The organism is Novosphingobium sp. BL-A-41-Hi4B-X5A, assembly GCF_055521705.1.
This window is the reverse complement of sequence record NZ_JBVFVT010000002.1, coordinates 84,304-108,659: the sequence shown is the minus strand read 5'-3', so window position 1 is coordinate 108,659 and position 24,356 is coordinate 84,304. Positions and strand designations below refer to the sequence as shown.

General features: G+C 65.7%; 23 protein-coding genes. 6 read left to right on the top strand and 17 right to left on the bottom strand.

Annotated features, from left to right (window positions below; genetic code table 11):
* Window positions 1-43: 43 nt before the first annotated feature.
* The 4 genes from ACZ1JY_RS16370 to ACZ1JY_RS16355 all read right to left on the bottom strand — a co-directional run bounded on the left by ACZ1JY_RS16370 (window position 44) and on the right by ACZ1JY_RS16355 (window position 3,425).
* Window positions 44-721, bottom strand: coding sequence for a hypothetical protein (locus tag ACZ1JY_RS16370; protein WP_206065746.1), 678 nt, complete (start codon window positions 719-721; stop codon window positions 44-46).
* Window positions 722-766: 45 nt separating this feature from the next.
* The gene (locus tag ACZ1JY_RS16365; protein ID WP_168904830.1) at window positions 767-1,126 is read right to left on the bottom strand and encodes a hypothetical protein; all 360 of its coding nucleotides are present in this window, start codon (window positions 1,124-1,126) and stop codon (window positions 767-769) included.
* Complete coding sequence (locus ACZ1JY_RS16360; protein ID WP_465131331.1) at window positions 1,123-2,352, bottom strand: class I SAM-dependent methyltransferase; 1,230 nt, start codon at window positions 2,350-2,352, stop codon at window positions 1,123-1,125. The genes ACZ1JY_RS16365 and ACZ1JY_RS16360 overlap by 4 nt, the downstream gene beginning before the upstream one ends.
* A gap of 134 nt (window positions 2,353-2,486) precedes the next feature.
* The gene (locus tag ACZ1JY_RS16355; protein WP_465131330.1) at window positions 2,487-3,425 is read right to left on the bottom strand and encodes an alpha/beta fold hydrolase; all 939 of its coding nucleotides are present in this window, start codon (window positions 3,423-3,425) and stop codon (window positions 2,487-2,489) included.
* Window positions 3,426-3,541: 116 nt separating this feature from the next.
* Here ACZ1JY_RS16355 and ACZ1JY_RS16350 point away from each other — a divergent pair, with 116 nt between their 5' ends.
* Complete coding sequence (locus tag ACZ1JY_RS16350; protein ID WP_465131329.1) at window positions 3,542-5,551, top strand: c-type cytochrome; 2,010 nt, start codon at window positions 3,542-3,544, stop codon at window positions 5,549-5,551.
* Between the two features lie 7 nt (window positions 5,552-5,558).
* On the opposite strand, the gene ACZ1JY_RS16345 is transcribed toward ACZ1JY_RS16350, so the two are convergent.
* The 6 genes from ACZ1JY_RS16345 to ACZ1JY_RS16320 are packed head-to-tail and all read right to left on the bottom strand — an operon-like array spanning window position 5,559 to window position 10,998.
* Complete coding sequence (locus tag ACZ1JY_RS16345; protein ID WP_465131328.1) at window positions 5,559-6,710, bottom strand: class I SAM-dependent methyltransferase; 1,152 nt, start codon at window positions 6,708-6,710, stop codon at window positions 5,559-5,561.
* Window positions 6,707-7,036: a hypothetical protein gene (locus tag ACZ1JY_RS16340; protein ID WP_465131327.1), complete on the bottom strand. Its 330-nt coding sequence runs from the start codon at window positions 7,034-7,036 to the stop codon at window positions 6,707-6,709. The genes ACZ1JY_RS16345 and ACZ1JY_RS16340 overlap by 4 nt, the downstream gene beginning before the upstream one ends.
* 14 nt (window positions 7,037-7,050) lie before the next feature.
* The gene (locus ACZ1JY_RS16335) at window positions 7,051-7,518 is read right to left on the bottom strand and encodes a (2Fe-2S)-binding protein (protein ID WP_465131326.1); all 468 of its coding nucleotides are present in this window, start codon (window positions 7,516-7,518) and stop codon (window positions 7,051-7,053) included.
* 11 nt (window positions 7,519-7,529) lie between these two features.
* Entirely contained in the window at window positions 7,530-9,746 is a 2,217-nt protein-coding gene (locus tag ACZ1JY_RS16330) for a xanthine dehydrogenase family protein molybdopterin-binding subunit (protein ID WP_465131325.1), read from the bottom strand.
* Entirely contained in the window at window positions 9,743-10,705 is a 963-nt protein-coding gene (locus tag ACZ1JY_RS16325) for a formylglycine-generating enzyme family protein (protein ID WP_465131324.1), read from the bottom strand. The genes ACZ1JY_RS16330 and ACZ1JY_RS16325 overlap by 4 nt, the downstream gene beginning before the upstream one ends.
* Window positions 10,705-10,998 carry a DUF1330 domain-containing protein gene (locus ACZ1JY_RS16320; protein ID WP_465131323.1) on the bottom strand — a complete coding sequence of 98 codons (294 nt, stop codon included), beginning with the start codon at window positions 10,996-10,998 and terminating at the stop codon, window positions 10,705-10,707. Before ACZ1JY_RS16320 ends, ACZ1JY_RS16325 begins: the two co-directional genes overlap by 1 nt.
* Before the next feature lie 250 nt (window positions 10,999-11,248).
* Here ACZ1JY_RS16320 and ACZ1JY_RS16315 point away from each other — a divergent pair, with 250 nt between their 5' ends.
* The 5 genes from ACZ1JY_RS16315 (at window position 11,249) to ACZ1JY_RS16295 (ending at window position 18,203) form a co-directional block, all read left to right on the top strand.
* Window positions 11,249-13,297, top strand: coding sequence for a hydantoinase/oxoprolinase family protein (locus ACZ1JY_RS16315; RefSeq protein ID WP_465131322.1), 2,049 nt, complete (start codon window positions 11,249-11,251; stop codon window positions 13,295-13,297).
* Between the two features lie 12 nt (window positions 13,298-13,309).
* Complete coding sequence (locus ACZ1JY_RS16310) at window positions 13,310-15,169, top strand: hydantoinase B/oxoprolinase family protein (protein WP_465131321.1); 1,860 nt, start codon at window positions 13,310-13,312, stop codon at window positions 15,167-15,169.
* A gap of 131 nt (window positions 15,170-15,300) precedes the next feature.
* Window positions 15,301-16,161 carry an isocitrate lyase/phosphoenolpyruvate mutase family protein gene (locus ACZ1JY_RS16305; RefSeq protein WP_168904818.1) on the top strand — a complete coding sequence of 287 codons (861 nt, stop codon included), beginning with the start codon at window positions 15,301-15,303 and terminating at the stop codon, window positions 16,159-16,161.
* Window positions 16,161-17,282, top strand: coding sequence for a zinc-binding dehydrogenase (locus tag ACZ1JY_RS16300; RefSeq protein ID WP_465131320.1), 1,122 nt, complete (start codon window positions 16,161-16,163; stop codon window positions 17,280-17,282). The genes ACZ1JY_RS16305 and ACZ1JY_RS16300 overlap by 1 nt, the downstream gene beginning before the upstream one ends.
* Before the next feature lie 129 nt (window positions 17,283-17,411).
* A complete protein-coding gene (locus tag ACZ1JY_RS16295; protein ID WP_144906269.1) occupies window positions 17,412-18,203 on the top strand; it encodes an IclR family transcriptional regulator in 792 nt (263 codons plus the stop codon).
* A gap of 9 nt (window positions 18,204-18,212) precedes the next feature.
* Here the strand turns inward: ACZ1JY_RS16295 and mazF are convergent, their stop codons facing one another.
* The 7 genes from mazF to ACZ1JY_RS16260 are packed head-to-tail and all read right to left on the bottom strand — an operon-like array spanning window position 18,213 to window position 24,336.
* Window positions 18,213-18,545, bottom strand: coding sequence for an endoribonuclease MazF (gene mazF / locus ACZ1JY_RS16290; protein WP_465131556.1), 333 nt, complete (start codon window positions 18,543-18,545; stop codon window positions 18,213-18,215).
* Window positions 18,539-18,781: an AbrB/MazE/SpoVT family DNA-binding domain-containing protein gene (locus ACZ1JY_RS16285; RefSeq protein WP_118075890.1), complete on the bottom strand. Its 243-nt coding sequence runs from the start codon at window positions 18,779-18,781 to the stop codon at window positions 18,539-18,541. Before ACZ1JY_RS16285 ends, mazF begins: the two co-directional genes overlap by 7 nt.
* A 60-nt stretch (window positions 18,782-18,841) precedes the next feature.
* Entirely contained in the window at window positions 18,842-19,183 is a 342-nt protein-coding gene (locus tag ACZ1JY_RS16280; RefSeq protein WP_465131319.1) for a hypothetical protein, read from the bottom strand.
* Between the two features lie 34 nt (window positions 19,184-19,217).
* Window positions 19,218-20,726 (bottom strand): aldehyde dehydrogenase family protein, encoded by a 1,509-nt coding sequence (locus tag ACZ1JY_RS16275; protein WP_465131318.1) that lies wholly within the window; start codon window positions 20,724-20,726, stop codon window positions 19,218-19,220.
* Complete coding sequence (locus tag ACZ1JY_RS16270) at window positions 20,723-21,874, bottom strand: FAD-dependent monooxygenase (protein WP_465131317.1); 1,152 nt, start codon at window positions 21,872-21,874, stop codon at window positions 20,723-20,725. Before ACZ1JY_RS16270 ends, ACZ1JY_RS16275 begins: the two co-directional genes overlap by 4 nt.
* Window positions 21,871-22,797 carry a polysaccharide deacetylase family protein gene (locus ACZ1JY_RS16265; RefSeq protein ID WP_465131316.1) on the bottom strand — a complete coding sequence of 309 codons (927 nt, stop codon included), beginning with the start codon at window positions 22,795-22,797 and terminating at the stop codon, window positions 21,871-21,873. The genes ACZ1JY_RS16270 and ACZ1JY_RS16265 overlap by 4 nt, the downstream gene beginning before the upstream one ends.
* Window positions 22,798-22,857: 60 nt before the next feature.
* Window positions 22,858-24,336 (bottom strand): flavin monoamine oxidase family protein, encoded by a 1,479-nt coding sequence (locus ACZ1JY_RS16260; RefSeq protein WP_465131555.1) that lies wholly within the window; start codon window positions 24,334-24,336, stop codon window positions 22,858-22,860.
* Window positions 24,337-24,356 lie beyond the last annotated feature (20 nt).

Genomic DNA, 24,356 nt, shown 5'->3' with positions numbered 1-24,356 from the left:
GCCCGAACAGGCCGCCCCTCCCTTTTCGCAAACCCTGCCCCGATCAGAACGGCTTGACCGTTCCCAGGAAGCAGATGCCCGAGATCGTGATCCAGTACACGTAGGCCATCAGGCGGCCGTACAGGAACTCACGCTCCAGGGCGGCTTCCTCGGCCGGGTTCGGACCTTCGGCCAGGCGGCGGAAGCGGACCGTCCACAGGCGCATGATCCAGCGCAGGCCAAGGCCGATGCACAGGGTGAAGCCATAGAGCGTCAGTTTCGTGGCGTACCAGCGCGAACCTTCGCCGGCCTCGAGCGGGCCATGGCCCAGCAGCGAGGAGATGCCGACCACGAAGATCGTCGGAATCAGCACCCAGCGGATCTTCTCGTCCAGCTTGGTCAGCATCACGCCGCGATCGGTCTCGCGGTAGATGAAGGCCGACCAGCAGAGAGCAAGCCAGCCCGCCACGAACACCCACATCGCCGTGAGGAAGCTGCCGCCGTAAGGCTGCAGGCCATAGATATTGCCCATATGCAGCCCCAGCGGCAGCAGCATGATGATACCGGTGCGCGCCAGGATGTCGATGCGATAGGCGGTTTCCATGTGCCGCCGGCGCTCCTCCATCGAGAGCTTGCGATTGATGATGTTAAAGCTTGTCTGGAAGACACCCCATTCGCCGCCCAGCCAATAGACCATGGAGACGATGTGGACCCAGCGCAGTACCAGTACTTCTTCGATCAACGACTTTCCCCTTTGATGTGGAAGCCGCCACTAAGCCACTGCGCGTCAGCCTCGGGAGAGCCGCTCCACCCAGTCGGTGACTGGCGGATCGGGGTTCTCCATGGCTTCGACTTCCTGCTGGAAGCCGCGCATGACGCGGGCAATATATGCCCTCATGGCGATGCCTCGTTCCTCGCCGGCACCCATGTCCGGCTTGAAGTTTTCGATGGCATCCCGGCTGAGGGAGCCTTGCGCCTCCAGCAGCCGTTCAACAGTATCCAGACGCTCCCGCGTGGCGGCCAGTTCAGCCGTCAGCGACAACGCCAGCGAGTAAAGGCGGTCGAGGGCCATCTCGTCGAAGAAGGCCGGCCTTCCGCCCTTGGCGCGAGCGCCCGAACGCGCGATCCAGTCGATTTCCTGCGTCATGCCGAAATCTCCTTTTCTGCTCCGCTGGTTACTTGAGGCTTCCAGGCCCCGTAGGCATTCCAGATGGCAGCGCGTCCGTAATCCTCCTCTTCCCCATCGGGCGATGCCGGGAACAGGGATTTGTCGGGAACTGCTCGCACACCGGTTACAAACTGGTGGTCCATCGGGAATCCGGCCTCTTCCATCACCGCTTTCAGATCGACGCCATGCATGGCCGACCAGAACGGTTCGTTGTTGTTGTAGGCGTCCCAGTCGCGGATGAACTGCTCGTAAAGCGGCATGTCCGGACCGTACTGCGGCTGTTCGACATGGAGCAGCAACCCACCCGGCTTGAGCACGCGACGGCACTCGGACAGGATCTTCGGCATCGATTCCGCCGAAAGCTCGTGCAGGAACATCGTCGTCTGCACCCAGTCGAAATGGTTGTCGGGGAACCGCGAAAGGTCCTCGCCACTGGCCTGCACGAAGCGGATGTTCTTCACGCCCAGCCCCGCCGCCCGCGCCGCGCCATAGCGCAGCGATGCCGCCGCGGTGTCTATCGCGATCACTTCGGCGTCGGGAAAGCCCTCGGCAAAGGGCACCGCGTTGTGGCCAACGGTGCAGCCCACGTCGAGAATGCGCTTGGGTTGCCAATCGGGCCGGTTGGCCTTGACCCAGCCGACCACGGCCCGGCCACCGCCATTGTTGAGGCTGCCGAGCGCGCCGCCGGTCGTGGCGAACAGGCCGACGTCATAGTTGGCGCCCACGGTCACGTCGCCTTCGCGCTCGCCACCGTGATAGCCACCGGGCTGGCAATGAATATCGACGCAGGTGGCGTAGATCGGCTGTTCCACGCTCGGGTCCAGTTCCAGCAGGCCCGACGCTTCGTTGAAGGCCTTGGCCTTGGCATCCAGTTCATCGAGCTGGCGCAGCACAATCTGGCGCCCATTCTGCTGGCGCATTTCCATCGAATTGCGCTTGAGCGCAGACCACATGCGGTGGAACGGGTCCTGGTTCATCGCGATGCGGATCTCCTCGCGGTTCTCCGGTTCACGCCCGTGGATGACCTTGAACGCCGGCAGGACGCGCGTTTCATAGGCAATGCGATTGCCGCGTCCGATCTCGCCCGAAAGATAGCGATTGAACAGCGTGAGGAAGTTGAACCGCGCAGCCTCGTCATGGCTGGCTTGCGGCATCATCGGATGACGCTGCAAGGCGGTATAGGGTGGCGGTATCTTGTCCTTCATAAGCCCTCCTCGGTTGCGGTGCGTCTGGCGGCTGAGCGATGCGCTCTTGCGGCCTCGACGATTCGGAACCTGACACGGGCGCCGCCGTGACGGCTTGATTTGTATCAATGATAGGACAATAAATTCAGCCAGCGTCAGGCGTCGACGAATTGCCGGATCGCTCCGGCAGTTGCGACCGCATCGTCAAGTACCGGCAGACCGCTGGCTTGCGGCAGAACCACCGTCTGCGAATGGCGCAAGGCTGCCTCGGCGATGGGACGATAGGACGGAAAGAACGTGTCGTTCTCGCCGTAGAGCAACAGCGTCGGCGCGGTGATCCGGGCCATCAGGCGGGAAAAGTCGGTCAGGGCCACCCCCCGCTCCTGCGGCCTGATCCAGCGCCCGGCTTGCTGGCGACTGGCGTTCTGCTCGGCCGAAATGCGCGCGGCATCGCGCACGCCGAAGACCTTGACCAGCGCTTCCGGCCCACCCGGCAGGGGATCGCCCGCAGCGTTGAACATGCCGCCGCGCAACTGGTCCGCTTCCTTGGCGCGAATGTCGTCCCATGAGCGCCCCTTGCCCAGGGCACAGGACGGCAGGACAAGCCGCCGCACCCGTTCGGGCATGCCCGCCGCCAGCGCCACGGCCACGCAGCCGCCGAGCGAAGTTCCGGCCAGATCGACCTGCCCGAGGCCCAGTTCTGTCATCGCCCCGGCAATCAGGGCCGCCGTTTCCTCTACCGTCTGCACTTCGGGCGGCACGCCTTGCCATGCCGAAAGGCCATGCCCCGGCAGATCGAACGCGATCACGCGGCGCGCGGCGGCGAGCGGCCTTGCCACCATGCGCCAATCGTCGCTCCATCCGCCGAGCATGTGGAGCAGGACAAGGGGCGGACGCTGCGACGCGCTGCCAGCGGAGCGCCAGTGCAGCATGCCACCGGCGCGGCGCACGTCTCCTTCGGCGTCCCAGAAACCGGGGAAACTGCCGGGACGGATGGCGTTGCCGAGACTCGGGGTTGCCGCAGCACCCTTTGCCGAGCCCGCCAGCGCCATTGCGCTGCCCGTCAGAATGCCAAGATCGCGCCTGCTTATCATGGGCGCGATCCTGCGCGCTTGCTCGCGCGGATCACCGCACGCGGCGCGCCTATCCGCCAGTCGGCGAAGCGGCGCTTGGATGCGCAGACTTCGCAGGCTCGGGACAGACTGTGACCATGCGCAAGATCCCCCTCCTGCTCACTGCCAGCCTCGCCCTTGCCGCGCCGACCCTTGCAGGCCAGACCGCGCTTGGCGACAAGACGACCTTCCACGGCAACGCCGCACGCGAAGGCTGGAACCGGGCCGAAACGGTGCTGACGCCCGAAACGGTTGCTGGGGGCGCCTTCGGCCAGATCTGGCAATCGCCGGTGTTCGATTCCGCAGGCAATGCCCCGCCCCGGCTGTTCGCCTCCCCCCTTTACCTTGCCGGCGTGAAGCTGCGCAGTGGCCCTCTTGCCGGGCAATCAGTGCCAGTGGCTTATGCCGTTGCCTCCACCGGTTTTGCCTATGCCATACTTGCCGCCGACCGGGGCAGCCTCTCTGCTGGGACGATCCTGTGGCGCAGGCAGTTGACGGCCAACCCCTGCCAGAATGGCGAGATGGGCAGCATCTCCACCCCGGTAATCGACAGGGCTGCGGGGCGCATCTACGTCACCTCTTGCCGCGATGACTGGGCATGGGACGTCCACGCGCTGGATCTTGCGACCGGCGAAGAGGCGCAAGGCTGGCCGCTGGAGATCAGCCACCGCAACGTGCCCGCCAGCGTGAACCGCAACGGCACCACCCGCTTCGAGCCCGGCCAGATCTATTTCCAGCGCGGCGCGCTCAACCTCTCTGCCGATGGCGCAAGGCTTTACATCACCTTCGGCCCGGATCAGCAGGGCTTCCTCGTTTCGGTCAACACCCGCAAACCCGCGATTGCCAGCGCCTTCTCCTCGATGCCGCGCAGCGACATGCAGCAGGGCGGGATGTGGGGCGCGAGCGGCGCGACGATCGACGCGCAAGGGCGCATCCATGTCGTCACCGGGGCCAGCTTCGCCTCGGCGCTCGCCAAGCGCGGGATTGCCGGCGTCTATCCCGAAAGCGACGGTGCCTGGGGGCAGTCGATCCTGCAGTTAACCGACGATCCTCGCACCGGCCTGAAGCTGACCGGCACCTACTCCCCCTTCAACTATTGCCAGACCGCCGCGGCCGATATCGACATAGCCTCGGGCGGAGCCGTGGCGATCGAACTCGACCCGCGCCGCACCGCCACGCCGCATCTGCTGGCGCAAGGTGCGGGCAAGCAGGGCGTTGCCTACCTGCTCGATCGCAGCCGCCTGCCCGGCAACACCACGCGGCGCCATGCGTGCAGCACCGATCCCGCCAGCGACGGTTCGCTGCTGGCGCCAGACCCGCAGCCCGAACTTGGCACGCGCGGCCCGGTGGTGGTGTTCGGCCCCTATTCCGACAGCATCGGCATGGTGAATTCGGCCAAGAGCCGCGCCACGCCCGCCCGTTTCGGCGCCGCCGACGGACGCGAGTTCCTGTACTTCGCAGGCGGTTCCAAGACCGGCGCCGATTTCGGCACCAACGTGCCGCCCGGCCTCGTCAGGCTCGCCATCGTGCTATCACCCGGCAAACCGGCGTGGCTGGTGCGCGATGCGCAGGAGACGACCGTCACATTCCAGAACCCCGGATCGCCGGTTGTCTCAAGCCATGGCGGGCGCAACGGCATCGTCTGGGTGCTGGATGTCAACATGCCGCGCAGTGCCAACGTATTCCTGCCCGATGCGCCGGGCGCCCTGCTCCGCGCCTTCGATGCGCTGACGCTCAAGCCCTTGTGGAACAGCGGCCAGGCGCTTCATCCCACCGGCAAGTACAACGAACCTGCGGTGGTGCAGGGCATGGTCATCGTCGGCACGGACAGGTTGCAGGCTTTCGGGCTGCGTGGCGGATCGGGGCGATCCTTTGCGGACTACCAGCCGACAAGGTCCAGCACTTCTGCGGGGCTTGCCCTCTTCGCCGCCCGCTGTGCCAGTTGCCACGAACAGGCAGGAACCGGCGCGCCCGCCCGCACCGCGCTCGCCGCGATGGACCGCGCCTACATCGTCAACGCGCTGGCCAGCGGCAAGATGCAGGACATGGCCGAAGGCCTGTCACCTGCCGAGATCAGCGCGATCATCGATTACCTGAAAGCGCCCTGAGCGGCCTTCAGGCGACGCCCGAGGCGACGAACCACGAACGGAACACGCCTTCGCTTTCCGGCCCGAAGCGGAACGGCCCGCTGCGCGCAGCCGGACTGGTTGCCTGATAGCCGATTTCCACGTCCTTGAACCCTGCCGCTTCGAACAGCGCGCGGTAATCGGTCGTCAGCGCGCCGCGCCAGTTGGGCTCGTTGTTGAACTGCGCTTCCAGCTCGCCCGAAAGCTCTACCCACGGATCGGAATTGTCGTGCAGCAGCGGCACCTCGAGGTGGACCGCCAGCCCGCCGGGCCGCAGCAGGCGGCGGCTTTCCGCCACGATCGCCATGCTAGCCGCCTGCGAGGTTTCGTGGAACACCACGCAGGAGAACACGAGATCGAAGCTGCCATCGGCAAAGTCGGTCTTTTCCGCGCTCTGCTGCGAGAAGTGGACGGCAGCGCCAAGATGTTCGGCCCGCGCGTGGGCATAGCGCAGGATCGAAGCGCCAACGTCGATGCCATGCACTTCCGCTTCCGGGAAGCACAGCGCGGCGGGCACGGTGCTGGTGCCGATGCCGCAACCCATGTCGAGAATGCGCTGTGGCGCGAAATCGGGGAAGCGGGTCAGCACGTGGGCCATCGCCGTCTGCCCGCGCAGGTCGTTGAGCATCCCGCCGTTGCGGCCGAGCATGTAGACCGCGCCGCCCCGGTCCATCACCGCGCCCTGCAGCAACGAGCCATCATCATGGGCATTGCCGCCGGGCATCAGGTGAATGTCGCCACGCGCGATATAGTCCGGCTCGACGAAGTCCGGGTTGGTCCGCACCGATCCTTTCGGGTTTTCGATCCGCGCCAGTTCCTCAAGCTCTTCGGCCTGGCGTTCGACGCTGCGCGCCACGCCGTGCCACAGCTGGCGCTGGCTCTCGCGCTTCATGGCGAGCCAGGTGCCGAAGCTTTCATGCTCGGCCATGCGCTTGCGCAGCGCGGCGGTGCCGTTGCCTTCTGCGCCCTTCAGCGCCGCAGCCTCGCGCGCGGCAATCTGGCCCTGCACCGGCTCGATCTGCTGCATGACGTAAAGCTTGAGATCGCGCACGAACAGCTGTTCGGCCAGTTCGTCATGGCTCGGCACCGCGATCAGCGGATGAGCAAGGCCGGCGCGGTCTTCGGACAATTGCCTGGTCATGCTGCATCTCCCATGGTCGTGGTGGCGGTAATTTCGGCCAGCGCCGCCTCGCGCAAGGGGCGGAAAACCTTGTCGAGCGTGGCCTTGCGATAGCTCTCGCGCGCAGCTTCGGCGGCGGCATCGGGCTCGTACCCGTCAATCGCACCGGGCGCGAGCGCGCCTGCCGCTTCCAGCAGCCGCTCCGCCGCGTCAAGGCGCGCGCGCAGGATCGTCACTTCCGAAGTGAGGCCGACGATCATCGCCAGCAGCTGTTCGTCCATCGGCCGCGCGCCATCGATCGGGTCGAGCCGGTTGGGCGTTCTCGGCAGGGGTTTGCGAGAGTTCATGGTGCTTCCTGTATTCATGCGCGCGCCGCGGCGGCAGCCTGCCTCACCGCGGCAACTATACGCGGATATGTGCCGCAACGGCAGATATTGGTAATCTGTTCGCGGATCGTCGCTTCACTGGGATCGGGATCGCGGGCGAGCAGCGCCGCCACCGCCATGATCATCCCGGGCTGGCAATAACCGCATTGCGGCACCTGCGCCTCGACCCAGGCCTGCTGCACGGGATGCAGCTTGTCCGCCTGCGCCGGGCTCAATGCCTCAATGGTCGTCACCTTGCTGCCAGCGCCAACCTCGAAGATCGGCATCTGGCAACTGCGCACAGCCTCCCCATCGACGTGCACCGTGCAAGCCCCGCAGGCACCCACGCCGCAGCCGAACTTGGTGCCGGTCAGCCCCAGATCCTCGCGCAGGGCCCAGAGCAGCGGGGTATCGGGATCGGCCGGGCAATCGCGCTCCGCGCCGTTTACGGTAAGTTTGACCATGCCGATGCCCCTCAGATTTCCAGCGTGCGCGCGATGGGCAGGGCGCGGATGCGCGGCCCCCCGGCGTCGGCGATGGCATTGCACAGCGCGGGCGCGACCACCGGAGTCGACGCTTCACCCACCGGCCCCGGCCGCGTGCCGCCGGGGATCAGCGCCACGTCGATCGGCGGAATGTCGGCCAGCAGCGGCATGCGGTAATCGCCGAAGTTCTCGGCCGTCGGGCGGCCGCCCTCGAAGTGCACTTCCCCCCACAGCGCCGCCTGCAGGCCGAACACGATGCCGCCCGAAATCTGCCCCTCGGTGCTGACCGGATCGATCATCAGCCCGCAATCGAAGGCGCAGGCCATCCGGTCTATCGTCAGCGTCTTGCCCTTCACCGTCACTTCTGCCGCAATCGCGCAGAAGCTGTTGTCGGAATAGCTGAAGGCAATGCCGCGCCCTTTTCCGGCTTTCTTGCCCGCACCGGGCTTGCGCGCCTGCCACCCGATCATCGCCGCCGCCTTTTCCAGCACGGCACGGACGCGGGGCTGGCCTTCGAGCATCGCAAGCCGGAACGCCAGCTGGTCCTGCCCCGCGGCAAAGGCCAGCTCGTCCACGAAGGATTCGGCAAAGAACGCATTCTGCGACATCGTGACCGAGCGCCAGAAGCCGACCGGCACGTCCAGATCGGTCTTGTGGTATTCGATCAGCTTCTGCGGCACGGCATAGGCGCCATAGATCAGCTGCGCCGCCGAATTGGCATCGGCCATGCCTTCGAAGCCCGGAATTGCAGGCTTGCGATGATAGGCGGCGATGGATTCACCGGCGATGCGGCTGTGGATCGCGACCGGTCGGCCCTTGTCGTCCAGCCCAGCCACCGAGCGAACGGCAAAGGCAGGACGAAACTGGTCCATCGCGAAGTCCTGTTCGCGCGTCCACACGGTCTTGACCAGGCGCCCCGGCGCGGCTTGTGCTGCCTGCACCGCGATGCCGACGAAGTCCGTGCCCCACTTGCGCCCGAAACCGCCGCCAAGGAACGTCAGCTCGACACGCACCTTGTCGAGCGGCAGGCCGGTCAGCCTCGCACCGATATCGCGGCTGAGCGCCGGATCCTGCAACGGACCACGGATCAGCAGGCCATCACCGGTCAGCTTGGCAGAGCAGCAGATCGGCTCCATCGTCGCATGGGCCAGATGCGGCACTTCATAAGTCGCTTCCACCTTGCGCGGCGCTGCGGCCAGAGTGGCAAGCACTTGCGGCTTGTCCGCGCGCTGCAGCTTGGGCGGAAAGCCCGCGGCTTCGATGTTCGGAAACGGCGCGGGCTCCACCGCGTCGAACGCCGCCTGCATCCCGGCGCGCAGGCTTTCGTCGGAAAGCCCGGCAATCGGGCTGGCGCTGACCTCGAGCGATACGCCCTGCGCCGCCTTGTGCGCGCGCCAGAAGTGGTCTGCCAGAATGGCCACGCCACCCTTGACCGGCGCGGCAGCAAACACCCCCGGCAGCTTGCGCGCATCGTCCAGCCCCTTGGCCGTGAAGCGTGCTTCGGGGTGGGGCGCGAGCACCAGCGCGGCGACCAGCATCCCGGGTTCGGCCACGTCGATCCCGAACGTCGCGGTTCCGGTCACCTTGGCGCGTAGGTCCTTGCGCGGGGTCTTGCCGCCAATCACGCCGAAGCTGGCCGGGTCCTTGAGCTTTGGCTCGGTCGGAACCGGCAGCCTCGCCGCATCGGCGGCCACCTCGCCGAAGGAAAGCTCCTTTGCGCCGCCAGTAATTCGGCCAGCCTTGGCAGAAAGGCTCTCGACCGGAACCGACAGCCGTGCCGCCGCCGCCTGCAGCAACATTGCCCGAGCGCCCGCGCCAAGCTTGCGCAAGGCCCCGTAATAGCCGGTCACGCTCATCGAATTGGCGGTTAGCTGGCGACGCGCGAAAGGATTGGAAAAAGCCGGATCCGCCCACGGCAGCTGCACCACAAGCCGCGCGAAGTCGCAGTCGAGCTCTTCTGCAACGATGCGCGCCAAGGCCTCCTGCGTGCCCTGCCCCATTTCCGAGGTCGGCACGACCACCATCACCGCCCCGTCCGGCGCGATGGCCAGCATCGGCCCGAACTGCACAGGGTCCGTGCCATCCGCCCCCGTCGCGGCCCAGGCCGCGCCAGCGCTGCCGAGCAGCAGCCCACCTGCACCCACACCCAGACCAGCCAGGACATGCCGGCGACTGAGATTGACCAACGAGCCGGACGGCTGCGTCATTTCCTGCCCTTCGCCGGCAGATCGCGCGCCACGCGGAAGCCGAATATCCACGTCACCAGATCTTCGGGATCGCGCCCGCGCCACGATGTGCGGTTGCGGAAGGGCGAGCTCATCCAGCTGCCGCCGCGCACCGCCCGTCGCGGACAATCGCCGCTGACTTCGTAAGGCCTGCCATCGGTCGGCGCATCGGCGGGATAGGGCGCGAAATAGCAGTCCTGCACCCACTCCCAGACATTGCCGGTCATGTCATGCAGGCCGAAGGCATTGGCGCGGTAGCTGCCCACCGGCGCCACCTCGGCATGGCCATCGCTGCACTGCGCATGCGGCACCACAACCGCACCTTCAGCGGTCGAGAACACCGGCACCGCGCCGCCCGCTGCCCCGTCCTTGTCATAGACGTTGGCTTCGGTGCATCCGTCGTCGATGGACTGGCCCCAGTAATATTCGCCGGGCTTTCCGGCGCGCGCGGCATATTCCCATTCCGCTTCCGAAGGCAGGCGATAGTTCTGCCCGGTCTTCTCCGAAAGCCACGCGGCATAGGCCGTGGCATCGCGCCACGAAACGCACACAACCGGCTTGTCCGGCGCGCCGTCACCCGCGCCGGTCCCAGGGTTCAGATAGTCGCCCTCCGGCACGATCTCGACCTTGCCATCCACGATCGAGCGGCAGCCCCTGGACGGCGTGCGCCCGGTTGCGGCGATGAAGCGCGAATACTGTGCGTTGGTCACCTCGGTGACGCCAAGCGCGAACGGTCGCGCGATCGTGACCTGCCGCACCGGGCCTTCCGGACGGCTTTCCTCGCCCGCATCCGCGCCCATGCTGAACGTGCCCGGAGCAATCGCGATCATGTCGGGGCAATCCCTGCCGCAATCGTTGAAGCGCGTGCCCGGCCTGGCTTCGGCTGCAACGCCGCACAGCGCCAGCAGGCTTACCGCAAGCAGGCCCGTGCGCCCGATCATCATGCGCCAACCAGCGTCACGTTGATCTCCGCCAGCCCTTCGCGCAGCTTCTTGGCCTCGGTATATTCGGGCGAGTTGTAGAAGCCGAGCGCGGCCTCCCGGCTCGGCCATTCCGAAACGACCACCGATGCACCTTCGGCCCCTTCGCCTTCCAGCACCGTCGCACCCGGCGCACGGATCACATAGCGCCCGCCATGCTGCTCAAGGATGGCCGCCGCCTTCTGTGAATAGCCGCAAGCCATGAAAGCATCGCGGTCCTTGAGCTTCGCCGTCACCACCAGCCATGCGGCCATTGCAAAATCCTTCCACGAAATGTGTTTGGAGCGCAGTCGACACCGCGCAGGCCGAAGCGAACAGGACAGCAGCAACCTTATCCGAACAGCGGATTTTTTCGGTTCGCCGGACCTCCGTTTCCCGGGCTGAAAAGCCGCTTGGCGGATAACTCTGTCCGAAAATCCCCCCGGCGCGAAGGATATGAATAGCACTCGCTCCACTGCAAACGGACGGCGATTCCGCCGCAAGACAATAGCGATCGGGGTAGACATGACCTATCGACTGGGCGTGGACGTGGGTGGCACGTTCACCGACCTCCTGCTGTTCAACCAGAGCACTGGCGAATTCTGGCGCAACAAGACGCCGTCGACCCCGCATGACAGTTCGGAAGGCATTCTGAACGGCGTAACCGCCATCTGCGAAAAGGCCGGCATCAGCCCGTCCGACGTCGAATTCTTCCTCCACGGGACCACCGTGGCGACCAACGCCGTGCTCGAAGGCAAGGGCGCCCGCGTCGGCCTCGTCACCACCGATGGCTATCGCCAGGTCATGCAGATCGCCCGCTCGTTCGTGCCGGGCGGGCTTGCCGGATGGATCGTCTGGCGAAAACCGGTGCCGCTGGCGGCCCTGCAGGACACTGTCGAAGTGCGCGGCCGCATGGATGCGCAAGGCAATGAACTGGAACCGCTCGACGAAGCGCAAGTGCGCGAAGCCCTCGTCGCCCTGCGCGACAGCGGCGTGGAAGCGCTGACCGTCAGCCTCGTCAACGCCTACCTCAACGGCGCGCATGAAAAGCGCATCGGCGAACTCGCGGCAGAGATCATGCCCGGCATCCCGATGTCGCTGAGCCACGAAGTCCTGCCCGAAATGCAGGAATACGAACGCACCCTGACCACCGTTGCCAACGCCGCGGTGCGCCCGGTGATGCGCAAGTACATCCACAACCTGCGCGATAGCCTGCGCGGCGCCGGCATGGCCGGATCGCTCTCGCTGCTGCGTTCGGACGGCGGGTTGATGTCCTCGGAAAAGTCGGAAGAGCATCCCGTCTCGCTGCTCATGTCGGGTCCTGCAGGCGGCGTCACCGGCGCGATCTGGGTTGGTCGCAATTCGGGCATCAAGAACATCCTGACGCTGGACGTCGGCGGCACCTCCACCGACGTGGCCCTGATCGAAAATCTCGAGGCCCGCCGCCAGCGCACCACCGAAGTCGGCCACCTCTCGGTCCGCGCCTCGGCGCTTGATGTGAAGACCGTCGGCGCAGGCGGTGGCTCTATCGCCTATGTTCCTGAACTCACCGGCGCACTGCGCGTCGGCCCGCAGTCGGCGGGCGCCGTTCCCGGCCCTGTCGCCTACAGCAAGGGCGGCACCCTGCCGACCGTGACGGACGCCAACGTCGTGCTTGGCTATCTCCCTGAGAACCTGCTCGGCGGCACCTTCAAGCTTGACCGCGAAGGCGCCAAGAAGGCGGTCCAGACCATCGCCGACGCGCTTGGCATCGGCCTGATGGAAGCCGCGCGCGGCATCATCGACATCGTCAACGAGAACATGTTCGGCGCGCTGCGCATGATTTCGGTGCAGCAGGGCTATGACCCGCGCGACTTCGCGGTGATGGGCTTCGGCGGCGCCGGCCCGCTCCATGTGAACGCCGTGGCCAAGCTGATGGGCTCGTGGCCGGCGATCTCCCCGGTCAGCCCCGGCGTGCTCTGCGCCCTGGGCGATGCGACCACGCGCATGCGCACCGAAACCGCCCGCTCGTTCAGCCGCCGCATCGACGAGACCGACGAGGCCGAAGTTCTCGCCCTGCTTGATGACATGGCCGCGCAGACCCGCGCCGAACTGACCGCCGAAGGCATCAGTGACGCCGATGTCACCAGCCAGTTCGAACTCGACATCCGCTATGAAGGCCAGGCCTTCGAAGTGCCGCTGTCAATCGACGCCGAAGTGCTGCGCCGCGATGGGTTGAAGGGCGTGACCGACCGCTTCGATGCCGAGCACAAGCGCCTGTTCACCTTCAACATGGACTCCGCGCACGAACTGGTGAACCTGCGCGCCGTCGCCATGGGCCCCGCGCTCGACCTGCCCGCCCCGCCGCTCGAAGTGGGCAACGGCGATCCGATCGCCGCCAAGGTGCGCGACCATGAACTGTGGGCCGATGGCGCCATGGTCCCCGCCGTGATCTATGACCGCGCCAAGCTTCGTGCCGGCGACGTGATCCCCGGCCCCGCCATCGTCGTGGAGATGGACTCCACCACGCTGATCGAAGCCGGCTGCACCGGCCGCGTCGACCATGTCGGCAACATCCTGATCAACCTCGCCTGAGGACCTAAGCACATGCCCGCACAGATCATCCAGGCCAACACCACGCCCTTCAACTCGGTTGCCGTCGATCCGGTCACGCTCGACATCATCGAAAACGCCCTGCGCAATGCGCGCATCGAGATGGACGCAACGCTTGTCCGCACCGCGATGTCGCCCGGCATCCGCGAGCAGGGCGACGCCTTCCCGCTCATCGCCGATCACACCGGCAAGATGATCGTCGGCCAGTTCGGATCGTACATCGGCCCGTTCCTCGATGGCTATGACGGCACCGTCGAGGACGGCGACCTGATCTTCCTGTCCGACCCCTACTCGGTGCAGGGCGCCATCAGCCACTCGAACGACTGGCTGGTGCTGCTCCCCGTGTTCAAGGATGGCCGCCTGATCGCCTATACCTCGATGTTCGGCCACCAGTCCGACATCGGCGGCATGGTTCCCGGCTCGATGCCGATCCACGCCACCTCGATCTTCCAGGAAGGCGTGCGCATCCCGCCGGTCAAGATCTGGAAGAAGGGCGAATACAACGAGGACCTGATCAAGCTGGTCATGCACCAGACCCGCACGCCGGACTGGTGCAAGGCTGACCTTAACGCCCTGATCGCCTCGTGCCGCGTCGCTGCGCGCCGCGTCTATGAAATGGCCGAGCGTTTCGGCGACGACGTGTTCACCTCGGCCACGTCGATGCTGCTCGAACGCAACCACCGTGCGATGAAGCAGCTGATCGCCAGTTCGATCAGCGAAGACAAGGTCAGCTTCGAAGACTACATCTGCGACGACGGCCTGGGCTATGGCCCCTACAAGATCAAGTGCACGATGTGGCGCGAGGACGGCCGCGTGGTGCTCGATTTCGCCGGCACAGATCCGCAGAGCCAGGCCTCGATCAACATGCTGCTCAACGAGAACATGATGCGCATGTTCTTCGGCATCTACATGATCATGATCTTCGATCCGCAGATCCTGTTCAACGACGGCTACTACGACCTGATCGACGTGCGCATCCCCGAAGGGTCGCTGCTCAAGCCGAAGTTCCCCGCCGCGCTCTCGGGCCGCACCCACGTGCTCGGCCGCCTGTTCGACATTCTCGGCGGGCTGCTCGGCCAGAAGACACCGGAATTTCTCAACGCCGCGGGCTTCTCCTCCTCGCCGCACCTGTTCTACGCCGGCACCGACAAGGCCGGAAAGTGGTTCCAGCTGTTCCAGATCGGCTTCGGCGGCATCCCCGGCCGTCCGCTGGGCGATGGCCCCGACGGCCACTCGCTGTTCCCCGGCTTCACCAACGTGCCCAACGAGTTCCTCGAGCGCTACTTCCCGCTGGTGATCGAGCGCTATGAGACCGTGCCGGATTCGGGCGGCGCGGGCCTGCACCGTGGCGGCAACGGCATCGACATGGTCTACAAGTTCCTCGAGGCCGGCACCATCGCCATCCATGACGACCGCTGGTTCGTGCCGCCCTGGGGCGTCAACGGCGGCGAGCCGGGCGCGCGCGCCCGCAAGGTGCTGGTCAAGGCCGATGGTACCGAGATCGTCGTCGGCAACAAGCTGGAAGACTATCCGGTCGAACCGGGTGATCGCCTCCACTTCATCACCTGGGGCGGCGGCGGCTGGGGCGACCCGCTCGAACGCGATCCCGAACTGCTGGCGGTCGAACTCAAGCAAGGCCTCGTCACCGAAAAGGGCGCCCTGCGCTATGGCGTGGTGCTGAAGGACGGCGCGGTCGATGCCGCTGCCACCGATGCACTGCGCGCGAAGATGCGCGCCGAACGCGGCGAGCTTGGCGTGTTCAACTTCGGTCCCGACATCGAAACCCTGCGCGCCAACTGCCTTGCCGAAACCGGCCTCCCCGCTCCCAAGGCTCCGCGCTGGGCAAACGCATAACAGGAAGCCCACCCTCACCCCCTCCCGTTCATCCTGAGCTTGTCGAAGGGCGGGAGGGGAGCGAGACTTATCGAACGCAGTGAGATCAGTCGCAGCGGGGTGGGCCTACACAACGCATAAGGACCAGATCAGTGGCCAATCCCATCCTCCGCGAGAAGCTGAACTCCGGAAAGTTCTTCGTCGTCCCCGGCATCCAGGACATGATCACCGCGGTGATCGCCAACAAGGTCGGCTTCGACATCGTCTATGGCACCGGCTACTGGCTCACCGCCTCGGCCTGGGGCCTGCCCGATGCCGGCATCGCCACCTACACCGAGATGCGCAACCGCATGGAAACGCTGGCGCGCACGTCGAACGCGGCGGTCATTGCCGATGGCGATACCGGCTACGGTGGCCTGCTCAACGTCCACCACACCGTGAAGGGCTACGAAGCCTCGGGCGTTACCGCGATCCAGATCGAGGATCAGGAATTCCCCAAGAAGTGCGGCCACACGCCGTTCAAGCGCCTGATCTCCACCGAAGACATGGTCGAGAAGATCCAGGTCGCCGTGGATTCGCGGGAAAGCGAGGACTTCGTCGTGATCGCCCGCACCGATGCGCGTGAAAGCGAAGGGTTGGATGGCGTGCTGCGTCGCCTCGAAGCCTATTCGAAGGCCGGGGCCGACGTGCTCTTCCCCGAAGCGCTCCACAGCGAAGAGGAAATGCGCAAGGCCTGCGCCGTGCTCGACAAGCCCTGCATGGCCAACATGTCAAACCACGGCAAGACGCCGGTGCCGCCCGCCGAAGTGCTGGCCGAGATCGGCTATGCCTATGCCATCTACCCCTCGCTCACCAGCCTCGCCGCTGCGGCTGCGATGGAGAAGGTCCTGCGCGATCTCAAGGACAACGGCGTGGGCCAGCCCGATGGCCTGTTCGATTTCTCCGAGTTCTGCTCGCTGATCGGCTTCGAGGACGTGTGGGCCTTCGAGAAGAAGTGGGGCAAGGCCGGCTGATGACCACACGCCGCATCGCCGCCGCCGTCCTCAACCAGAGCGGCAACAACCCCGCGCCCTATGCGGTGAACAAGCCGCTCGAGGTCAAGACTCTCGAACTCGCCGACCCGAAGCCCGGCGAAGTGCTGGTGCGGATTGACGCAGCGGGCCTGTGCCATTCCGACCTCTCGGTCATCAACGGTGACCGGCCGCGCCCGATGCCTATGGCCCTGGGCCATGAGGCCGCCGCTACGGTGCTGGCATTGGGCGATGAGGGCGACGGCTCGCTGGCAGTGGGCGACCGCGTCGTGCTGGTATTCCTGCCCTCGTGCGGACACTGCGTCGCCTGCGCCTCGGGACAGGGCTACCTCTGCGCCAATGCCGCTGCCGCCAACGGCAAGGGCGAACTGATGCAGGGTGGCTCGCGCCTGTCCTGTGACGGTGTGGGCGTCCATCACCACCTCGGCGTCTCCGCCTTTGCCACGCAGGCCGTGGTCGATCGCCGCTCGTTGGTAAAGATCGACAAGGACATTCCGCCCGAGACCGCAGCCCTGTTCGGCTGTGCCGTCCTCACTGGCGTCGGCGCGGTGATGAACACGGCGCAGGTCCGGCCCGGCGAGTCGGTGCTGATCTACGGCCTCGGCGGCGTCGGCCTCGCCGCGCTGCTCGGCGCGCTGGCGGCAGGGGCGCAGCCGGTCGTCGCGGTTGATCCTTCGCCGGAAAAGCGCGCGCTCGCGCTCGAACTCGGCGCCGCTGCCGCCGTCGCTCCGGGCGAGGAGCAGCCCCTGTTCGGCACCGACGTGGTGATCGAAACCGTGGGCAAGGCAGCCGTGCTGGCGCAAGCCTACAAGGCTGCCAAGCGCGGCGGGCGCATCGTCACGGTCGGCCTGCCGAACCCTACGGAAATGCTTGAAATCAATGCCTTGTCTCTCGTCGCCGAGGGCAAGACGCTGATGGGCAGCTACATGGGCTCGTCCATCCCGGCGCGCGACATTCCGCGCTACATCGCCTTGTGGAAGGCAGGCCGGATGCCGGTGGAAAAGCTCCTTACCTCGGTCAGCCCGCTGGAGGAAATCAACGAACTCATGGACAAGCTCGCCCAGGGCAAGGCCGTCCGTCAGGTCATCGTTCCCGGATGGTGAGGAGCTGATGATTGTTCCGAATTGGGGACAGGTTTATCCGACAGGCGGATAATTCCTTGAACAATTCGGTTAAATGACATTCTCTTGTCACTCTGCGGCCAACCACAGAGTGCCAAGGGGAGTCGTACAATGGAAAAAGGCGTTCCTATCCGGTCGATCACGCGATCCATCGCCGCGCTGAAGGCAATCAACCGCCACGGCTCGCTCTCGATGATGGAAATCGCCAAGTCCGCCGAGGTGCCTTATCCCACCGCCTGCCGCATCGTGCAGACCCTGCTTTACGAAGGCCTGATCGAGCAGGAACCCGCCCGCAAGCGCTACCGCGCCACTGCCCTCGTCCAGACGCTGGCCACCGGCTTCCAGCACGACGATGAACTGGTCCGCATCGCCCGCCCGCACATAGTCGCCTTCACTGCCCGGGCCGGTTGGCCGGTCTCCATCGCCATCCGCGTCGGCCGCGAGATGATGCTGCGTGACAGCACCCACGCCAATTCATCGCTCACCTTCGAGCACTACTACCCGGGCTTCACCCTGCCGATCCTCGACAGCGCCTCGGGCAAGGTCTCGATGGCCTTTGCCGATCCGGAAGAGCGCGAGATGATCCTGCGCTTCATGCGCGTGTCGCAGGATATCGACCTCAACTACCTCGCCACTGCCGAAGTCAGCCTCGATGTCGAACGCATCCGCGCCGATGGCTATGCCGTGCAGGGCCGCAACCACTTCAACCTGACGCCGGGCAAGACCTCGTCGATCGCCGTGCCGATCTTCCGCAACGGCCACTTCGAAGCCGCCATGACCATGGTGTTCTTCGTCGCCGCCATGAAGCTCTCGACCGCGCTCGAAACCTACCTCGACGACCTGAAAGCGACAGCCGCCGCGATCAGCCACGACCTGTCGAACGTGCCGATGGGGAATGCCTAGGCTCAGGAACTAGAAGATCAGCGCCTTCAGCTTGGCGCGCACCTCGGCAAGGACCGCTTCTGGCACCTTGCCCTTGTGCGTCGCCTTGCGCGCTCGCCAATCGAGCGCCTTGATCTGATCGGCCAGAACGGCACTCGGCGGCTCGACGCTGACCACGACTTCAAAGGGATAGCCTTTGATCCGCGAGGTCATCGGGCAGCACAGCATCATGCCCCGCGCCTTGATGTAGCGCTGCGGCGACAGCACCAGAGCGGGACGATGGCCTGCCTGTTCGTGCCCGGCCTGCGGATCGAACTGCAGCCAAACAACGTCGCCCGCCGCCGGGACGTAGGCACTCACCAGGCTTCACCGCCAACGGCAGGGCCGAACGCGACGTCTTCGGGAAAACTCTCGGGCGTCATCGCGGCGAGCAGTTCATCGAGATCGAAGCGCGGTTCGGCAATCGGCTCGATAATCACCCGGCCGCCCTCCTCACGCACGTCGACCGCCTGATCGATCTTCAGCGAGGCCGCAGCGAGCACCGATGCGGGGATGCGCACCGAAGCGCTGTTGCCCCACTTCTTTACCTGCACCTGCATGACCATGCTTCATGTATCGACATTCACGATACATAAGCCATCACCGTCAAAGCTGCAAGGTCACCGCTGCTTCTTGGCAATCGTCGCGGTGAAGTCGGGGTCCTTGTTCGCCACCCAGTCGACGAACTTGCGGATCGCCGGGTTGTCGAGCAGCTTTTCGACGTCCATGCCGATGCGCTGCAGTTCGGAATTGGTGAAGTTCACGGTCAGCGTCTGCTGGCAGATGCCGTGCATCGGCACCACGTCGCGCCCGCCCCGGCTCTTGGGGATCGGGTGGTGCCATACGATGGTGCTGCCGGTGGGTCGTCCGCACAGCCAGCACGGCACCGGCGGCGGCGCCTCTTCCTCGTCCTGGGTATCGAAGTCGTCGTAGCGACCATGTTTTGAATGCTTGCGGGCCATCTGGCTGCCTTACAGCAACCATGCCCGCACGCAATCAGAGCCGTGCCGTTACGGCCTTCGTTTCAAGATAGGCGTCCAGCCCCTCCTGACCGAACTCGCGCCCCCAGCCCGACTGGCCATAGCCGCCGAACGGGATGTTGGTGCCGACCGCGCCGTGGCAGTTGATCGAGACCTGGCCGGCGCGAATGCGCTTGACCAGGCGGTGCGCCGTCGAAAGATCGCGCGTCCACACGCTGCCCGACAGGCCATAGGGCGTGTCGTTGGCAAGGGCGGCAATGGCGTCCAGATCGTCGCTCTCGAACTTCTGCACGGCCATGACCGGGCCGAAGATCTCCTCGCGCATCAGCGGCATGGCGTTGTCGCAGCCGCTGAACACCGTGGGCTGGATGAAGTTGCCCGGCCGGTCGAGCTTTTCGCCCCCGACAACCAAGGTCACGCCATCGGCCTTGGCCCGCTCGATATAGCCCATGACCTTGGCCGCGTGCCCGTCCGAGATCATCGGCCCCTGCGTGGTTGCGGGGTCAAGGCCGTGGCCCAGCGTCATCACCTTGCAGAACGCCGCGACGCCTTCCATGAGCGCATCATGGATTGCGGCGTGCGCGAAGATGCGCGTTCCGGCCATGCAGTTCTGCCCCTGCAGGAAGAATGTTGCCATGGCCACGCCGGGCACGGCCAGCGCCAGATCGGCATCGGGCATGACCACGACCGGGCTCTTGCCGCCAAGTTCGAGGCTGACCTTCTTGAGATTGCCGAGCGCCGCCTGGATGATGCGCTTGCCGGTCGCGGTCGATCCGGTGAACGAGATCTTGTCGACGCCGGGATGCTCGGCCAGCGCCTGCCCCGCCTCTGCACCAAGCCCGTTGACGATGTTGACCACGCCCGCCGGGATGCCCGCTTCAAGGATCATGCCCCCCAGCGCCAAGGCCGAAAGCGGCGTTTCCTCTGATGGCTTCATCACCACCGTGCAGCCTGCGGCCAGTGCGGGCGCCAGCTTGAGAATCGCGGTGGAAAGCGGCACGTTCCACGGCACGATCTGGCCCGCAACACCCACCGGCTCACGCAGGGTATAAGTCAGCGCTTCGGCCTCGGCGGCGATGTGGCGCGGCGGGGCGATGGTCGTGCCCTCTATCCGCATCACTGCACCCGCGTAGTAGTCGATCATCTCGACACAGTTCGCGGTGGTCAGCCCGGCGATGAAGCGCGGCATGCCGTTGTCGATCACGTCGAGTTCGGTCAGCAGCGTGGCATTGGCGTCCATCACCCGCGCCAACTTGTGCAGCAGCGCCGTTCGCTCGGCCACGGTCATCCGGCCCCACGGCCCTTCGAACGCGGCGCGCGCGGCCTTGACTGCGCGGTCCACTTCCGCCGCGCCGCCCGTCTGGAACCTTGCCAGCACAAGGCCCGTCGCCGGATCACGTGTTTCCAGTTCGCCTGAACCTTCGACCCATTGCCCGCCGATCAGCAGGCGGTGCGTTTCCTTCAGGAAACGCTCCGTCTCCGGCGCGATCGGGTTGCCGTCAAAGGGAACTGGCGAAACGCTCATACTTCGACGGTCCTCGGGTCATAGGTGAACAGGCCGAGCGATTCCTCGTCCTTCATCTCGCCAAGGCCGAACAGGTCTGTGTCCTGGCCCTGCATGCGATCGGCGTTGGCGTTCGATTCCTGCTGGATGAAGGTCGCGCGTTCGTGCCGCGCCTTCTCATAGCGGGCAAGGCCCTCTGCCGCCGAATCCGATGCCGCCAGCGCACGCGCCAGCACCACCGCATCCTCGATCCCGCAGGCCGCGCCATGGCCGAGGAACGGTGTCATCGCGTGCGCCGCATCGCCGATCAGCGTGACATTGCCACCCTGCACCCAGGTATCCATCGGCTTGCGCGCATTGATCGCCCACTTGAACAGCGGCTGCGCCACGGCGGCCTTGAGCAGTCGCCGAGCATCGTCGCACCAGTGACCGTAGATCGACTGGAGTTCTGCAGGATCGGCAGGCGTGGTCCAGCCTTCCTCGTTCCAGCCTTCCTGCCGCGCGAAGAACACGAAGTTCATCACCTTCGAACCGCGCACGTTGTAGCGGTTCATCATCGCGCCGGGGCCGATGATGATGCCGGGGAAGTCGGAGAGGTCCTGAATCTCTTCGGTCACCGGCACCAGGCAGCGCCAGGCGACGTGCCCGGTGAAGTGCGGCGCATCATCGCCAAAGCGCTGGCGGATCACGCTCTTCACGCCATCGGCGCCAATCAGCACATCCGCGCTGAACTGCCGGCCATCGGCCAGCGTCACCGTCGTGCCTTCGCTGGAGACGACTTGCGCTCCCGCCACCATCTCCACGCCCGAACGCTCGGCCGCGCGGGTCATCACGCCATGCAGGTCGGCGCGGTGGACGGTAATGTAGGGCGCGCCATACTTTTCGCGCTGGGTCGAACGGTCCATCGCCACCAGCGTGCGCCCATCCTGCCAGTGCTGGATGCGCTGGCGGGTGGGCTCGACCGCGACCGCTGCCGCTTCCTCGCAGATGCCGATGAAATCGAGGCCCTTCATCGCGTTCGGCGTCAGCGTCAGTCCGGCGCCGATCTCGCCGAACTGCGGCGCGCTTTCCAGCAGCGTCACCTTGAAGCCCTGCTGGGCCAGCGCGGCAGAAGCGGTCATTCCCGCCACGCCACCGCCGACGATCAGGATGGTTTCGGGCTTGCTCACTTGGCGCCGCCTTCCAACTGGCCCGGAATGTGGCTTTCATGGTTGGCGAGATACCACTCGGCGATTTCCTCGCGCGTCGCCCACCACACGCCGGGCAGGCTCTTGGCGTGTTCGATGAATTCACGCAGCGCGCGCACGCGATGGGCGCGGCCCGAAACGTGCGGGTGCAGCCCGAGGTTCATGATCCGCCCGGTCTTCGCCCCTTCGGCATAGAGCACGTCGAGTTCCTCGATCAGGGCATCGCGGTATTCGTTGGTGGTGTAGTTCTTGCGGGTGATGAAGGTGAAATCGTTGATTTCGTTGGAATAGGGCACTGAAACGATCGGCCCGTGCGGCGTACGCAGCAGATAGGGCTGATCGTCGTTCATGATGTCGCAGTAGAACGTGCAGCCATATTCGGCGAGGATGTCGGCCGTCTGCATCGTGCCGCGCAAGGAGGACGACAGCCAGCCCTTGCTCTTGCGCCCGGTGAACTTCTCGAACTGGTCAAGGCTGCGCAGGATGATGTCGCGCTCCTTGGCCGGTTCGTGCGCAAAGCTCGAAAGCAGTTCGCCCTGCTCCCAGTTGTGGGTCAGCAGTTCCCAGCCGCGCTCCAGCACGGCATCGGTCATCGCCTTGCGCCGCTCGAACGTGACGGCATTGGTGGTGCAGCTGGCTTTCACGCCCAGTTCGTCGAACAGGTCGATCAGCCGCCACAGGCCGACGCGCTGGCCATATTCGCGCCAGGTGAAGTTCGGGAAGTCGGGCGTGTTGCCGGGCAGCACGTCGGGCAGGATCGCCGGGCCGCCTGCGTAATAGGGCTTGTCGGTGTCCTTGGTCAGGTCCCACGTCTCGAGGTTGAACGTCAGGATCAGCGCGACCCGGGCACCGTTCGGCCAGACCAGCGGCTTGCGCTGCGGCAGCGGGATGTAATCGTATTCCATCAGTACCTTACCCCTGAATTCAGAACCCGCCTCAAGCGGTCAAGACTTCACCCGACCGCGTCAGGCGGTCAGAACTTCAAGCGCCACGCGCTCGGCCGATTCCAGCGCACCTTCCAGCCCGCGCGCGCCCTGTGCGGTATGCTCGCCACAGAAATGGACGCGACCGGCGGGCTTGATCATCTCGTCGAGCCACTTGACCTGGCCCGGCCCGAAGAACGATACGTCACCACCATTGAAACGCTCGTCCGCCCAGCTGAAGTAGCTGTGCGCGGCGACCTTGCCCTTGGCGGCGGGGCGCAGGGTCTCGATCTGGCGCACGACCATCGCCTTGGCGGCGTCTGCCCCCATGCGGTCCCAGTAAAGCGCCAGATTGCCGCGCGCCTGAACGATGAAGCCGGTGATCTCGGCAAGATCGGCGCCATAGCGCTGCGGCATGACATTGCCCAGCGGACCATCGGTCCACATGCCCGGCGCCAGCTTGTCCTCGTCCCAGAACGGCGAGGTGGCGGTGACGAAAACCATCGAGATCGGCTGATAGCCGAGCTGGCCCACCGCCTGCGCCTGCAACCCTTCCAGCGCTGGCAGCACCTTCACGTTGCGCAGGGCCGAAAACGGCAGCGAGCAGATCACGTGCGGCGCGCTGAAGGTGGAGCCATCGGCGATGTGCACGGTCACGCTCGCCCCATCCTGCGTGATGCCCACGACCTCGCGCCCCAGCAGCACGTCACCCTTCAGCAGCTTGGCCATGCCGGTTGCCAGGTGAATGTTGCCGCCCTTGACCGAGAGCGATTCAGGGCCAGCGGCCGCCTGCCCCTTCACGAAGCCGTCGTTGTATTCCATCATCAGGGACGAGACGTCCCAGGCATTCACGCCGTAATAGGGCGCAATGTCGTTGCACAGGTGGATCGCCGCGTCCGAAAGGCCCTGCGCCTTGAGGTATTCGTACAGCGAGATATCGAGCGCGGCATTGGCCGGATCGTGCCAGCTTGACCAGTCGGCCAGGCGGTTGTTGTCCGAAACCAGCTTGCCCACGACTTCGCCGGGCATCAGCATCTTCAGTTTTTCGGGCAAGGGATTGCCGGGGAACGCGGCCCATTCGGCGCGAGTCATCGGCTTGCCGTTGATCCACAGCAGCGGCGGCGGGCCGGAGCGCCAGCGTGCGCCCACCTCGACCATCTCTACGCCGGCACGGGCAGCGGCATCCAACCCGCGACCGTAACCGGCCGCCATCGAATTGAAGCCCATTTCCGGGTAGCCCGGCTGATCGAGCAGCGTCCAGATCCGCCCGCCGACGCGCTCGCGCGCTTCGATCACGGTAACGCTCTTGCCTTCCTGCTCGAGCATCCACGCCGCCTGCAGGCCGGAAACCCCTGCGCCCAGCACGATCACGTCGCTTTGCCCGGGCTTCTTCGGCGCCACCGCAGGGCTGGCCGCCTTCTTCGCCTTGCGCGCCGCCAGCGCGGGTTGCGCCGCGCCCATCGCGGCAAGGCCGAGGCCACCCAGGCCCGCAAGCGAAAAAGTGCGCCGGTCCATTGTCATAATCGTCACGTTCCCTTGAC